General features: G+C 58.7%; 12 protein-coding genes. 8 read left to right on the top strand and 4 right to left on the bottom strand.

Features of this window, described 5'->3' with window-relative positions; genetic code table 11:
* Positions 1 to 45: 45 nt before the first annotated feature.
* Positions 46 to 690: a pyrimidine 5'-nucleotidase gene (locus ABJI08_RS00665; RefSeq protein ID WP_348399896.1), complete on the bottom strand. Its 645-nt coding sequence runs from the start codon at positions 688 to 690 to the stop codon at positions 46 to 48.
* Between the two features lie 126 nt (positions 691 to 816).
* Between ABJI08_RS00665 and ABJI08_RS00660 the strand changes: the two genes are divergently transcribed.
* Positions 817 to 1,455 carry a GntR family transcriptional regulator gene (locus ABJI08_RS00660; RefSeq protein WP_348399895.1) on the top strand — a complete coding sequence of 213 codons (639 nt, stop codon included), beginning with the start codon at positions 817 to 819 and terminating at the stop codon, positions 1,453 to 1,455.
* Here ABJI08_RS00660 and ABJI08_RS00655 read toward each other — a convergent pair.
* Positions 1,397 to 3,358 carry a glycosyltransferase gene (locus tag ABJI08_RS00655; protein ID WP_348399894.1) on the bottom strand — a complete coding sequence of 654 codons (1,962 nt, stop codon included), beginning with the start codon at positions 3,356 to 3,358 and terminating at the stop codon, positions 1,397 to 1,399. The genes ABJI08_RS00660 and ABJI08_RS00655 overlap by 59 nt on opposite strands.
* Positions 3,359 to 3,449: 91 nt before the next feature.
* Positions 3,450 to 4,604 carry a glutamine-hydrolyzing carbamoyl-phosphate synthase small subunit gene (gene carA / locus ABJI08_RS00650; RefSeq protein WP_348399893.1) on the bottom strand — a complete coding sequence of 385 codons (1,155 nt, stop codon included), beginning with the start codon at positions 4,602 to 4,604 and terminating at the stop codon, positions 3,450 to 3,452.
* Between the two features lie 183 nt (positions 4,605 to 4,787).
* On the opposite strand from carA, the gene ABJI08_RS00645 reads away from it, so the two are divergent.
* A complete protein-coding gene (locus ABJI08_RS00645; protein WP_348399892.1) occupies positions 4,788 to 5,255 on the top strand; it encodes a GatB/YqeY domain-containing protein in 468 nt (155 codons plus the stop codon).
* Between the two features lie 68 nt (positions 5,256 to 5,323).
* Here ABJI08_RS00645 and ABJI08_RS00640 read toward each other — a convergent pair whose 3' ends face one another.
* A complete protein-coding gene (locus tag ABJI08_RS00640; RefSeq protein ID WP_348399891.1) occupies positions 5,324 to 6,112 on the bottom strand; it encodes a phytanoyl-CoA dioxygenase family protein in 789 nt (262 codons plus the stop codon).
* A gap of 185 nt (positions 6,113 to 6,297) precedes the next feature.
* Between ABJI08_RS00640 and ABJI08_RS00635 the strand changes: the two genes are divergently transcribed.
* From ABJI08_RS00635 to ABJI08_RS00610, 6 genes are all read left to right on the top strand, one after another.
* Entirely contained in the window at positions 6,298 to 8,385 is a 2,088-nt protein-coding gene (locus tag ABJI08_RS00635; RefSeq protein WP_348399890.1) for a 3-hydroxyacyl-CoA dehydrogenase NAD-binding domain-containing protein, read from the top strand.
* 3 nt (positions 8,386 to 8,388) lie between these two features.
* Complete coding sequence (locus ABJI08_RS00630) at positions 8,389 to 9,576, top strand: acyl-CoA dehydrogenase family protein (protein WP_348399889.1); 1,188 nt, start codon at positions 8,389 to 8,391, stop codon at positions 9,574 to 9,576.
* A gap of 1 nt (position 9,577) precedes the next feature.
* Complete coding sequence (locus ABJI08_RS00625) at positions 9,578 to 10,651, top strand: acyl-CoA dehydrogenase family protein (protein ID WP_348399888.1); 1,074 nt, start codon at positions 9,578 to 9,580, stop codon at positions 10,649 to 10,651.
* A 132-nt stretch (positions 10,652 to 10,783) separates the two neighbouring features.
* Complete coding sequence (locus ABJI08_RS00620) at positions 10,784 to 11,305, top strand: carbon monoxide dehydrogenase subunit G (RefSeq protein WP_348399887.1); 522 nt, start codon at positions 10,784 to 10,786, stop codon at positions 11,303 to 11,305.
* Between the two features lie 96 nt (positions 11,306 to 11,401).
* Positions 11,402 to 12,331 carry an ABC transporter ATP-binding protein gene (locus tag ABJI08_RS00615; protein ID WP_348399886.1) on the top strand — a complete coding sequence of 310 codons (930 nt, stop codon included), beginning with the start codon at positions 11,402 to 11,404 and terminating at the stop codon, positions 12,329 to 12,331.
* A complete protein-coding gene (locus ABJI08_RS00610) occupies positions 12,328 to 13,089 on the top strand; it encodes an ABC transporter permease (RefSeq protein ID WP_348399885.1) in 762 nt (253 codons plus the stop codon). Before ABJI08_RS00615 ends, ABJI08_RS00610 begins: the two co-directional genes overlap by 4 nt.
* The last annotated feature ends 97 nt before the right edge of the window (positions 13,090 to 13,186 follow it).

Here is a 13,186-nt window from a genome sequence, read left to right as displayed (position 1 = left end):
ATCTTTTATTGGGCGCGATGTCGCATGTCTTGTTTCGGGGCGATGTCAGGTGAGTTTGGTCAGAAAACCGGGCAAGTCATCTGTGTGATGGTGGATATGATCCGCATCATGAGGATCGGGGGCCACGTGCACGGTGCGCATGCCCATGTCATGTGGGGCCTGAAGATTGCGGGGGTCGTCTTCGAACATCGCGGCCGTTTGGGTGGTGACGCCGTCCAGTGCAAAGATCGTCTCGAACGCTGCGCGTTCGGGTTTTGGCAGGAAATTGGCATGTTCGACGCCGTAAATGGCATCAAACTGTCCACCCAGACCGCGCGCCTCGAGCACACGTTCGGCATACGGCGCGGTGCCATTGGTGTAGACAATACAGCGTCCGGGCAGCGCGCGAATTTGCGCGGCAAGCAGCGTGTCAGTTTCAAGGTGGTCCAGAGAAATGTCATGCACGTCGATCAGGTACGGCGCGGGATCAAGATCATGCTCGCGCATCAGCCCGGTCAGCGTGGTGCCGTATTGGTGCCAGTATTTACGGCGCAGCATATCGGCATGGGACTTATCGACCTTGAGAGCCTGCATCACATACGCCGTCATCCGCGTTTCGATCTGATCGAACAGGCGGGCCTGTGGCGGGTACAGAGTGTTGTCGAGATCAAACACCCATGTCGTAACGTGTGAAAAGGCTTCCTTTGGCATGATGGCACGGTAAGGTTCCTGAAAGCGCGGTGCAACCGGGCTTTGGCCTGTCGGATATGGATGCCAATGGGGTTGCATGATCAAGGTGAGCGCTTAGTCTGCCTTGTGTGAATGGGAGAGATGCAGATGGCGCAGGGTAAGCCGACCAACAAAGACGCGTATTCGCTGATCCTGGAGGCGATCGATGTCGGGGTTTACAAGCCGGGCGATCGGTTGGTCGAAAGCGATCTGGCAGAGCGGTTTGGGGTGTCGCGCACGCCGATCCGCGAGGCCTTGCAGCGGTTAGAGACGCAGTCATTGCTGGCGCGCGACGGGCGCAGCCTGATTGTGTCGTCGTTGGATCACAACCAGATGGCCGAGCTGTATGTGGTGCGCACCGAGCTGGAAGGCCTGGCGGCCCGATTGGCGGCGCGGCATGCAACCCGCGAAGAGGTTCGGGTGCTGCAGGACATGGTGGATGAGGATCATAAGCTGGTCGATTCGCCATCTGCACTGGCCCGGTCGAACCGGCGGTTTCACAAGCAAATACATCTGGCATCCCATAACCGTTATCTTGTGCAGCAGCTTGACCTTGTGCATCGGTCGATGGCGTTGATGGCGACCACGTCGATTGCCGCCGAAGGGCGCAGCAGCGATACGTTGGTCGAGCATCAGGCAATTGTGGACGCTATCGCGTCACGGAACGAAGATGGTGCCTATGGCGCCCTCAAAGATCATATTTCACAGGCATTTGTGACGCGGCTGCGTCAGGAGAGCGAGAGCTGATCGCCGGTGGCTGGTTGATCGCTGGCAACAAGACCTCTATGCCTTCGGAGGTTTTCCCGTGGGCTGTCTTGTCCCAGTAATAGGGGGCGATCATCAGTTCGATAAGCGCTTTGTAGGCTGCGAGTGTGGCCAGCGGGAAATAGAACACCATGGTCAGCACCCATGGGTAAAGGCGCGCCCGGCCCTGGCCGAGCACTGATGTCAGCGCGATCGCAGAGTTTATGATGCTGGCAAATATCAACAAAGTGCAGATCATTCGGATCGTGTCCGGTGACACATATGTTTGCAGAGGATGGGGCAGGCCAAACGCCGCGCACCAAAAGCTCCAGATCAGCGGGGCCAGCACAAATTGGGTGAGGGTGGTCATGAAGACCATGTGAAATCCGATAAACCGGCGGGCCCCGAGTTCGCGCCAGAGCCGGACCGGGTTTCGCATGTGCACCAGATACGTCACCATGAACCCCTTAAGCCAGCGCGAGCGTTGGCGAATCCACGCGATCAGGTGACAGTTCGCCTCTTCCTGTGTGACTGTGCGCATCAGTTCGGTGCGATAGCCAAAGCGGGACAGGCGGTAGCCCAGATCGGCGTCTTCGGTGACGTTGTGCGCATCCCAGCCCCGGACTTTTTCGATGGCGTCGCGGCGCAGAAACAAAGTGGTTCCGCCAAGTGGAATGGCAAGCCCCAACCGCGCCAGACCCGGCAGTACAATGCGAAACCACGTGGCGTATTCGATGGTAAAACACCGCGACAACCAGTTCGTATAGGGGTTGTAATAGTCCAGAACACCCTGAAGGCAGGCCACGTCGGGTGCGGCGTGGGCAAAATGGCGCGCCACTTGTTCCAGCTGATCTGTCGCGGGCGCGTCTTCGGCGTCCCAGATGCCAATGATCTCGCCTTTGCAGAAATCCAGCGCATAGTTCAGCGCCCGTGGTTTTGTGGTCAGCCCGGATCCCGCCGGTACCTGAACAACACGCATCCATTTAGGCAGGCGCGTCTGCGCGATGGTTTGCCGGGTCAGTGTGTCTTTTTCTTCCAGAACCAGAACAACATCCAAAAGCGCACGGGGATAGGTGAGCCGGGTCAGACGGTGGATCAGGGCGTGGGCGATCTCTTTCTCGCGAAAGAGCGGCACCATCACAGATATGCGCGGCAGGCGCGTGTTCGGAGGCAGGTCAGGTATTGGGGGGTCACCCCGATGCCAGAGTTGCAGGGCAAAGGCGGTGGTTTTCATGGCCAATGCAACACATAGCGACAGCAGAGCCCAGATCATCAAACCGCCAAGCACCACGTCAGGGGCCGCATAGACGGTCAACGCAAAAGTTGCGAACAGGCACAGCAAAAGAAACGTCTTATAGGGTGCACGCTTGTCCCAGCCTCGGCAGCTATGCTTTGCGGACACCCGGGATTCCGCAAAGCGCGTCAGGTATTTTCGATGAAATGCCGCGATGTGGTCGTGCACCTGTTGTTCTGGTGCTGTGACAATAAGGGCGCCGCGCAAGGCAGGCGGCAACGCGCGCCGGATTTCCGGGATGCGATCCGGGCGTCCGGTGGCGAGAATGTACAATCCGCCAACCTGTGCCCAAGGCAATACGCAATGTTTGAGACAAAAATCAGGGAGCAGTGCCTGCGCCAGTTTTTCGTCCGGGGGTTCGCGTTGCAGATCGACACGTTGTGCGGTGATCTGGACCGACAGCACCGTGAGCAGATCAGACTGGCTGATCCAACCACGGGACAACAGGATTTCCGCCAGCGTCGCGTTCCACAGACGTTGGCATTTCAACGCATAAAACAGCTGCCACGGGGTGATCAGATTGCGGTCGATCAGGTCGCGGCCCAAAGAGATCGGCACGTCCTGAGCGGACGTGGCCGTTGCTTGTGTAATCCGCAGTACCGGGTCGCTCATCCAAATTGCCCACACCAAATCGCCCGTTCAGACAAGGTGCCAGTTGGATGGTTAATAGCCCGTTAAAATAGTGCGGCCTGTTTGTAGTTAATTAAGCTTGTTCAGCCATGTAGCTGGCAAATTTCTCAAACAGGTAAAAGCTGTCTTGTGGGCCGGGGCTGGCCTCGGGGTGGTGTTGAACCGAGAACACAGGGCGATTGGCGATGCGGATGCCGCAGTTTGATCCGTCAAACAGCGAGACATGCGTTTCTTCGACACCTTCCGGCAAGGTCTGGCTGTCGACAGCGAAACCGTGATTCATCGAGGTGATTTCCACTTTGCCGGTTTCATTGTCTTTGACCGGGTGGTTGGCACCGTGGTGACCGTGGTTCATCTTGACCGTAGTCGCACCCAGCGCCAGCGCCAGCATCTGGTGCCCCAGACAGATACCAAACACCGGGATCTCTGCATCGAGCACATCTTTGATCATCGGCACGGCATATGTGCCGGTCGCAGCCGGGTCGCCGGGACCGTTGGACAGGAACACACCGTCTGGCTTGTGCGCCAGCACCTCTTGGGCGGTGGCGGTGGCGGGCAGAACGGTCACGTCACAGCCCGCAGATGCGAGGCAGCGCAGGATATTGCGTTTGGCACCAAAATCCACAGCGACAACTTTGTGCTTGGGGTTTTCCTGACGGCTGTAGCCTTCGGGCCATGCCCAGCGCATTTCGTCCCAGCGATAGGATTGAGCACAAGTTACGTCTTTGGCCAGATCCAGACCTTCGAGGCCGGAAAAGGCGCGCGCCTTGGCGACCAGCGCAGCGGTATCGAAATTGCCGTCGGGGTCATGCGACAGGGCCACATGCGGCGCGCCTTGCTGGCGGATGGCGCGGGTCAGACGACGGGTGTCGACGCCGCCGATAGCGATGCGCCCACGTGAAGCCAGCCAGTTGGACAGCGTATCGGCCGAGCGCCAGTTGCTGGGCTCGGTCGGGTCCCATTTCACAACCATGCCTTCGGCCACCGGCTCGGCGGTTTCATCGTCTTCTGGGGTGACGCCGGTGTTTCCGATATGGGGGAAGGTAAATGTCACAACCTGACCGGCATAAGACGGGTCGGTCATGATTTCCTGATAGCCGGTCATCGCGGTGTTGAAACACAGTTCCGCAACGGTGTCGCCGGTGGCGCCGAAACCGCGGCCGTAGAACAGCGTCCCGTCGGCAAGAGCAAGACACGCTGTCGGGTGGGAAGGGGGCTGCTGGTCCATGGGGCGACTCTCTGGCTGACAAATCGGCCGATATCTATGTCGGGGCGGCATCAGCGTCAAGGCGTCGTTGGTGGTCTTGGGGGTGACGTTTTCGGTCAGCTCACCCCAATGACAGGCGGTTGCGAACCAAGATACCTTTCAGTAAGGTGGCACACTTATGTTTGGCAGCAAATGGCAAGGCGAATGACATTGCGGAACGAAATCAATACGGCCCTTAAGCAGGCGATGCGTGATCGGGCGACCGATCGGCTGTCGACTTTGCGGTTGATCATGGCGGCGATCAAGGATCGCGACATTGCCATGCGCGCCGAAGGCGAAGAACGCACCGGCGTCGAAGATTCAGAGATTCTGAGCATTTTGGCGAAAATGGTCAAACAGCGTCAGGAAAGCGCGCGCACCTATGAAGAAGGTGGGCGGCTGGATTTGGCCGAGCGTGAATTGAACGAGATCACGATCATCGAGGAATTCCTGCCCAAGCAGCTGAGCGACGACGAAGTGGTCGCGGCGATTAAGGCGGCAGTGGCCGAGGCCGGCGCGGATTCAATTCGTGACATGGGCAAGGTCATGGGCGCACTTAAGGCGAAATTCACCGGTCAGATGGATTTTGGGAAAGTTGGCCCGCTGGTCAAAACCCAGCTGAGTCAGGGTTAATCTGAGTTCAAAAGTTCAGGGATGCCCGAGTTACTAAAGCGGCTCGGGCATTTTTGCGTTTGCGCCGCTTAGGGTTTGAGGATCGGAAACCAGTCCTCACGCAGCTTTTGTCCGGACACCATGTCGTGCCCCGGAAAAGGCGGTGACGTCGGGCCGGGCCGCTCAACATAACGCGCATCGTCGCCCAAAAGCCGCAGCGAAAAGGCGCGGCGTCGGGTGGTTGATGTGTTGCCGCGCGCACCGTGCAGGATGTGGTAATTGAATGCCACCGCATCGCCGGGCATCATCTCCCATTCCAGAACGCGCATGCTCTGGGCGTCGGGATCAGGGATGGGCATATAAGCGTCTTCATCCGCAAAGAAGCTTTCTTCGCTGACCCAGCGGGTGGGCAGCACCGGCTTTTCCCATTTGTGAGAGCCTGCCACCAACCGCAACGTCGCGTCAGTGACCGGGTCCAGCGGCGACCAAAAGCTGATCGTCTGATGGCCTTCGACAAAATAATACGGGCCATCCGTGTGCCAGGGAGTTGCCATTGAGGTGCCGGGTTCCTTGACCAGCACGTGATCATGGAACATTTGCACGCTTTGCGATTGCATCAGTTGAGCCGCAACCCTGGCCGCAGGAGAGGTTTCGATCACCTCACGGAATTCGGGAATGCGTTGCCAGTTGCAATAGTCGTCAAAGAACCGCCCGGTTTCGCCGTCTTTCTTGTTTTCTGACGCATAGGGACCGGGATCGGCCATGTTACGTGCGACGCCCGCGCGCAAAGTGTCGACGTGGTCGGCAAACAGCCCACGGATCAGGACGACGCCATCGGTTTGGAACGTCTCAATGTCGGCGTGAGAGAGTGTCACCATTGCGCTGCCCTTTTCGGTTGTCTGAATGACACTGTGAGAGCGCCGCCTGCGAAGGTCAAGGCGTGGTCGCGTGTGGGCTTGTGCCGTGACGTTACACCGTGTCCGCCGTGCTAATCCGGTCGGTGTTGTTGACGGCTTACAATGTGCGATGCGACAAAAACATCGGTGCATCAGAGGAGCGGCGGATGGCGGATCGACAGGTTGTTTCAATCGAAGTTGTGGGAGAGGTCGCGCTGATCTGTATCGACAATCCGCCAGTGAACGCGGGCGGGATTGCGGTGCGACGCGGGCTGGCCGAGGCCGTGGAACGTTTTGGCGGTCAGGACGGGATCAAGGCCATCGGGCTTTATTGTGCAGGGCGCACATTTGTGGCTGGCGCGGATATCAGCGAGTTTGGTAAACCGCCACAAGCGCCAATGATGCCGGAATTATATGACATCGTTGAAGCCTGCGCTGTGCCTCTGGTTTGTGCGCTGCATGGAACGGCGCTGGGCGGAGGGCTGGAACTGGCGATGGCGTGTCATGCGCGGGTGGCGGTGGCATCTGCGCGGGTCGGATTGCCCGAGATACATCTTGGGCTGTTGCCCGGAGCAGGCGGAACGCAGCGTGCGCCCCGGCTGATCGGGATCGCCAGCGCGCTGGATCTGAGCCTGTCTGGCCGTCAGGTTGCCGCCCCCGAAGCCCTGGACATGGGGTTGATTGACCGGATCGACACGGGAGCGCCGCGCGACATGGCATTGCAGGCGGCACAGGACGTCGTGGCGGGTATCCTGAAGACGCGGCGCACGCGGGATTTGCAGACTGCGCCGGATGACGACGCAATTGCCACAGCGTTGGCACAGGTGCGCAAAAAGTCTCCGTTGTTGGTGTCGCCGGTGCGCTGCATCGAAGCGATTGCAGCGGCAACCGGCCCGTTTGAAGCAGGCATGAAAGTCGAGCGCGCGGCGTTTCTGGAGTGTTTGGCGACGGACCAGAGCAAAGGCATGATCCACGCGTTTTTCGGTGAACGCGCCGTTGGCAACATTCCCGAGAAAACGGCCATGGCCCGCGATATTGCACAGGTCGGTGTGATTGGCGGCGGCACGATGGGCTCGGGCATTGCCACATCTGCGTTGATGTCAGGTCTGTCGGTCACTTTGGTCGAGGTCACGCAAGAGGCGCTGGCGCGCGGTGTCAGCACCATCACCAGCAATCTTGAGGGCGCGGTCAACCGCGGTAAAATGACAGCCGCCGCGCGGGATGCCGCAGTGGCGCGGTTGAATCCGGTGACAGGTTTGGAGGGGTTGGCCGAGGCTGATCTGGTGATTGAAGCGGTGTTTGAGGACATGGCGGTCAAGAAAGAGATCTTTGGCAAGCTCGACACATTCTGCAAACCGGGCGCAATTCTGGCGTCCAACACATCTTATCTGGATATCAACGAAATTGCAGCCTCGACACGCCGTCCGGCGGATGTGCTGGGCCTGCACTTTTTTTCCCCGGCACATATCATGCGGCTGTTGGAGGTTGTTGTCGGGGCGCAGACCGCGCCTGAGGTTGTGGCCACAGGATTTGCGCTGGCCAGGCAGATGAAGAAGGTGGCAGTGCGCGCCGGGGTTTGCGACGGGTTCATCGGCAACCGCATTCTGGCGCACTATTCCAAAGTGGCGGCCTATCTGGTGCTGGACGGGGCCAGCCCGACGCAGGTTGATACCGCGTTGGAAACGTTTGGGTTTGCGATGGGGCCGCATAAGGTGGGCGATCTGGCCGGGCTGGACATTGGCTGGATGACACGCAAACGCAAAGCCGCGACCCGGTCGCCTGACGAGCGATACGGCGGCGATGTGGCGGACCGGATTTGTGAAAACGGCTGGTTTGGATGCAAGACTGGGCAGGGGTATTATGTTTATGACACAGGCTCGATTGAGCCCAATCCCGAGGTGTCAAAGATCATAGAGGCCGTGCGGGTCGAAAAGGGTATTCAGATCCGCGCGTTTGACGATCAGGAGATTGTCGAGCGCTATATGACGGCCATGATTTGCGAGGCGGTGCGTGTGCTGGAAGATGGGATCGCGCGCAGGCCGGTGGATATCGATGTGGTGTTTCTGATGGGCTATGGCTTTCCCCGGTTCCGGGGCGGGCCGCTGCATTACGCCGACACGATCGGGGCGGCGGAACTGGTGAAACGGGTCGAAACCTATGCCGCCGAAGACGCGCATTTCTGGCAGGTGCCTGCAATGCTGCGACGGATGGCGGACACAGGCGGGCGTTTCGGCGATCTGAACAAAAGGGGCTGAGCCATGGATTTGCGGTATTCTGACAAAGAGCTGACCTTTCAGGAAGAGGTGCGCGGTTTTCTGAGCCAAAACCTGCCCGGGCATATTGCAGATGCGGTGCGGTCTGGTGGCGAACTGACTAAGGCGATTATGGAAGACTGGCACGCCATCCTGCACGCGCAGGGGTGGTTGGCAACCACATGGCCCACGGAATTTGGCGGCCCCGGATGGACGCCGGTTCAGCGACATATTTTTGAAGAGGAATGCTGTCGTGCCTATGCGCCGCGCATTGTGCCGTTTGGGCTGAACATGCTTGGGCCGGTGTTACAGACATTTGGCAGCGCGGCGCAGCAGGCGCATTATCTGCCACGTATTCTGGATGGCACGGATTGGTGGTGTCAGGGCTATTCCGAGCCGGGCGCGGGGTCTGATCTGGCATCGCTGAAAACCCGCGCGGAACGCGACGGCGATCACTGGGTGATCAACGGCCAAAAGACATGGACCACGCTGGGTCAGCATGCGGATTGGATTTTCTGCCTGTGCCGGACAGACCCGGACGCCAAGCAACAGGCGGGCATCAGCTTTATCCTTGTGGATCTGGACACGCCGGGGATCGATATGCGGCCCATCCGGTTGATCGAAGGCGGTCATGAGGTGAACGAAGTGTTTTTCACCGATGTGCGGGTGCCGATTGAAAATCTGGTGGGAGAAGAGAACAAAGGCTGGACCATTGCCAAGTTTCTGCTGACCCATGAGCGCACCGGGATTGCCGGGGTTGGGTTTTCCATTCAGGCGTTGGAAGAGGTCAAGGCGCTGGCTCGCAAGCAACGTCGTGGTGGCAGGCCTCTGATCGAAGACCCGTTATTTGCCGCCCGGATTGCGCAGGTGGAAATTGATCTTGAAGCGATGAAGATCACCAATCTGCGCATGTTGTTCAAGGCACAACAGCAGGGTGGACCGGGGCCGGAAACCTCGATCCTCAAGATCAAGGGCACGGTGATCCATCAGGAACTAAAAGACCTCGCCCGCCGCGCGCTGGGCCCGGCGGCGGCGCCGTTTCCGGGGCATGTGAGCGATGGCAACCTGACATTTGGCCCGCCGGATACAGCCCAGAACGCCGCGCGCTATTTCAACAACCGCAAGACGTCGATCTTTGGCGGATCAAACGAAATTCAGCGCAATATTGTGACCAAAACCATGCTGGAGCTTTGAGATGGATTTCAATCTGACCGAAGACCGGCAAATGCTGTCGGACACGTTGACCCGGTTTCTGAGCGCTCAATACCCGGTCGGACATCGCAATCAGGTGGCGTATGAGGCCCCGTATCATGATCCGGATTTGTGGGATCAGATGGCTGAGCTGGGTGTACTGTATGCGCTTGTGCCTGAGGCAGCGGGCGGTTTTGGGGGCACCGGGTTTGATATTTCGGTGGTGTTTGAGGCGTTGGGGCGGGCCTTGTGCCCCGAGCCGGTGCTGGGCGCTGTGATGGCGGCGCGATTGCTGGGTGCGGCAGGCGAAGACGCTGCACCGTTGATGATCGGGGCCAGCAAGTTCGCGGTTGCTTTGTCTGAGCTGGATGCGCCGTATGATTTTGCGGACATCGCAACCACCGCAAGTGCGCAAGGTGCGGGGCATGGTTTGTCGGGGCGCAAGAGCATTGTGTATGGCGGGCAGGTCACGGATGTGCTGCTTGTCTCGGCCATGCTGAACGGTCAGGTGGCGCTGTTTGAGGTGCGCGCCGGTGATGCCAGCGTCACCGGGTATGGCATGATGGATGGCGGCGGCGCGGCAGAAGTGTTACTGGACGACACACCGGCGCGGTTGTTGATCCCAGACGCGGCCGAGGCGCTACAGGATGCGGTGAATGCCGGGATCGTGGCGCTGTGCGCCGAGGCGGTTGGTGCGATGGATGTGATCCATGCCATGACGGTCGAGTATCTGAAGCAACGCAAACAGTTTGGCGTGCCCATTGGCAAGTTTCAGGTGCTCCAGCACCGCGCCGTGGACATGCTGACCGAGATTGAGCAGGCGCGTTCGATCACCATCAAGGCGGCGGCTGATCTGGGGGGCGGGGATGCCACGCGATTTGCGTCGATGGCCAAGAACATGATTGGGCGGGCGGCGCGGTTGGTGGCCGAAGAGGCGATCCAGATGCATGGCGGCATTGCCATGACCTGGGATTATAGCGCGTCGCATTATGCCAAACGTCTGGTGATGCTGGATGCGCAACTGGGTGACACGGATTACCATCTGTCGCGGGTAATGGCGGGCTACGTTTCGGAGTGATCCGGCACGGGTAAAATCGGGCAGGTACACCGTTGGGTAAAAAGAGCGTCAAACTCCGACCTTGGTCTGCTTGCGCCGGACATTGGGCGGCCCTAGGGTGGCCCCACGCGCGGCGTCAAGGAGGACCAGACCATGCATATGAGCGATCAACGTGAGATAGCAGCCCCCGTTTCCGAAGTCTGGGCCGCGCTGTTGAGTGCCGAGATTCTGGGCGCGTGTGTTCCGGGTGCCAAAGAGGTGACGGGCAACCCCGAAGATGGGTTTGACGCCACCGTTGTGCAAAAGGTTGGACCGGTAAAGGCCACGTTCAAGGGCCGCGTCGAGCTGTCTAATCTGGTCGAGGGGACAAGCCTGACGCTGAGCGGCGAGGGCAAGGGCGGTGCTGCCGGGTTCGCAAAAGGCGGCGCGGACGTGACGCTGGCGGCCAGCGAGACCGGCACATTGCTGAGTTATGAAGTGGACGCCAAGGTTGGTGGCAAACTGGCCCAGCTTGGATCGCGTCTGATTGACGGGTTTGCAAAGAAAATGGCGGATCAGTTTTTCACCAATTTTCAGGAAGCGCTGGAAGGCCCGTCCGAACCGGATGACGCCGCCGACGAGGGCGAAAAGCCGGCCGAAAAGAAAGGCTTGCTGAGCCGTCTGACGGGGCGGTGATTGCGCGTGCAGGAATGCACATAACGCTCTATCGGAATTGACCTTGGCCTCGCGGCGCTAAGTGATACGGTGCCCCGGCGGACGAGTGAGGGGCTTATGGAAACAATTGTCGAAATCCGGGATCTGAAAAAGACCTATGCGGGTGGGTTTGAGGCGCTGAAGGGCGTCAACCTATCTATCAACAAGGGCGAAATTCTTGCGCTGTTGGGCCCAAACGGGGCCGGTAAGACGACGCTGATTTCCACCATTTGCGGTATCACAAATCCGGGCGCTGGTTCCGTGACAGTCAATGGTCACGATGTGGTCAGCGCCTATCGCGATGCCCGGCGTCTGATCGGATTGGTGCCACAAGAGATCAACCTTGAACCGTTCACGCGGGTCAAAGACACGGTGGCCTATTCGCGGGGATTGTTTGGCAAACCCAAAGATGACGCGCTGATTGAACGTATTTTGCGGCAATTGTCGCTGTGGGACAAACGCATGTCCCGCACGTTTGAGCTGTCTGGCGGGATGAAACGCCGGGTGTTGATCGCCAAAGCGCTGAGCCACGAGCCGGAAGTGCTGTTTCTGGATGAACCCACCGCCGGGGTCGATGTGGAATTGCGCAAGGATATGTGGGACGTGGTGGCCGGGCTCAAGGCGCAGGGCACCACGATCATTCTGACCACGCATTATATCGAAGAGGCCGAAGCCATCGCTGACCGAGTTGGTGTGATCAATGGCGGGCAGTTGTTGTTGGTCGAGGAAAAGGCGGCTTTGATGAAGCGGCTCGGGCAGAAAGTTCTGCAAATCGATCTGCAGACCGGCATTGCGCAGGTGCCAGAAGCACTGTCTGAGTATGATCTGGAGCTTATCGAAGGCGGGCAGGCGCTGCGCTATAGCTATGACACGCGTGGGGAACGCACCGGGATCACACAATTGCTGAGCGATCTGTCGGCCGTCGGGCTGAACCTGAAAGATATTCAGACAGAACAAACCAGTCTGGAAGACATTTTCGTGGGTTTGGTCAAGGAGGGCGCGGCATGAACTGGGCAGCTGTCAATGCGATGTATATGTCTGAAATGACAAGATTTTTCAGAACTATTGCGCAGAGTTTTATTTCGCCGGTGATTTCGACGTCGCTGTATTTTGTCGTATTTGGCGCGGCCATCGGCAGCCGGATCGATCAGGTTGAAGGCGTCAGCTATGGTGCGTTCATTGTGCCGGGGCTGATCATGTTGTCGGTGATGACCCAAGCCATCACCAACGCGTCTTTTGGCATCTACTTTCCAAAATTCATTGGCACGATCTATGAACTGCTGTCCGCGCCGGTCAACTTTCTGGAGATTGTTTTGGGATTTGTCGGGGCCGCCGCGACCAAGGCGTTGTTCATAGGGTTGGTCATTCTGGGTACTGCGGCGTTGTTTGTGGATGTGCAGATTCAGCATCCATTTGCGATGATGACGTTTCTGTTGCTGACCTGTCTGAGCTTTGCGTTGTTTGGGTTTATCATCGGCATCTGGGCGCAGAATTTTGAGCAGTTGCAGCTGATCCCGTTGCTGGTGGTCACGCCTTTGGTATTTCTGGGCGGGTCGTTTTATTCGATTTCGATGCTGCCGCCGATCTGGCAAAAGATCACGCTGTTCAACCCCGTCGTTTATCTGATCTCCGGGTTTCGGTGGTCGTTCTTTGGCGTGGCGGATGTGCCCATTGGGCTGAGCCTGTTGGCGATAGCCGGGTTTACAGCGCTGTGTCTGGGCCTAATCTGGTGGATATTTCGCACCGGTTGGCGCATTCGCAACTAACAAGCGTTTTTCAGTGGTCGCGTTAATCGCACCGGGCGAACTCGTCAGATAAATCTGCAACGCGGCAGGTTTCCTGCGCCCCCTGCCTTGTGAAAGG

Origin of the sequence: Shimia sp. (assembly GCF_039969785.1) — a bacterium.
Classification (GTDB): domain Bacteria; phylum Pseudomonadota; class Alphaproteobacteria; order Rhodobacterales; family Rhodobacteraceae; genus Shimia.
The sequence above is the reverse complement of the archived record's forward strand: the minus strand, read 5'-3'. Positions and strand labels throughout refer to the sequence as shown.

What these genes read in the sequence shown, in the direction of transcription:
- ABJI08_RS00665 (WP_348399896.1), bottom strand. Translation starts at nt 690, where the DNA reads ATGCCAAAGGAAGCCTTTTCACACGTTACGACATGGGTGTTTGATCTC.
- ABJI08_RS00660 (WP_348399895.1), top strand. Translation starts at nt 817, where the DNA reads ATGGCGCAGGGTAAGCCGACCAACAAAGACGCGTATTCGCTGATCCTG.
- ABJI08_RS00655 (WP_348399894.1), bottom strand. Translation starts at nt 3,358, where the DNA reads ATGAGCGACCCGGTACTGCGGATTACACAAGCAACGGCCACGTCCGCT.
- carA (WP_348399893.1), bottom strand. Translation starts at nt 4,604, where the DNA reads ATGGACCAGCAGCCCCCTTCCCACCCGACAGCGTGTCTTGCTCTTGCC.
- ABJI08_RS00645 (WP_348399892.1), top strand. Translation starts at nt 4,788, where the DNA reads ATGACATTGCGGAACGAAATCAATACGGCCCTTAAGCAGGCGATGCGT.
- ABJI08_RS00640 (WP_348399891.1), bottom strand. Translation starts at nt 6,112, where the DNA reads ATGGTGACACTCTCTCACGCCGACATTGAGACGTTCCAAACCGATGGC.
- ABJI08_RS00635 (WP_348399890.1), top strand. Translation starts at nt 6,298, where the DNA reads ATGGCGGATCGACAGGTTGTTTCAATCGAAGTTGTGGGAGAGGTCGCG.
- ABJI08_RS00630 (WP_348399889.1), top strand. Translation starts at nt 8,389, where the DNA reads ATGGATTTGCGGTATTCTGACAAAGAGCTGACCTTTCAGGAAGAGGTG.
- ABJI08_RS00625 (WP_348399888.1), top strand. Translation starts at nt 9,578, where the DNA reads ATGGATTTCAATCTGACCGAAGACCGGCAAATGCTGTCGGACACGTTG.
- ABJI08_RS00620 (WP_348399887.1), top strand. Translation starts at nt 10,784, where the DNA reads ATGCATATGAGCGATCAACGTGAGATAGCAGCCCCCGTTTCCGAAGTC.
- ABJI08_RS00615 (WP_348399886.1), top strand. Translation starts at nt 11,402, where the DNA reads ATGGAAACAATTGTCGAAATCCGGGATCTGAAAAAGACCTATGCGGGT.
- ABJI08_RS00610 (WP_348399885.1), top strand. Translation starts at nt 12,328, where the DNA reads ATGAACTGGGCAGCTGTCAATGCGATGTATATGTCTGAAATGACAAGA.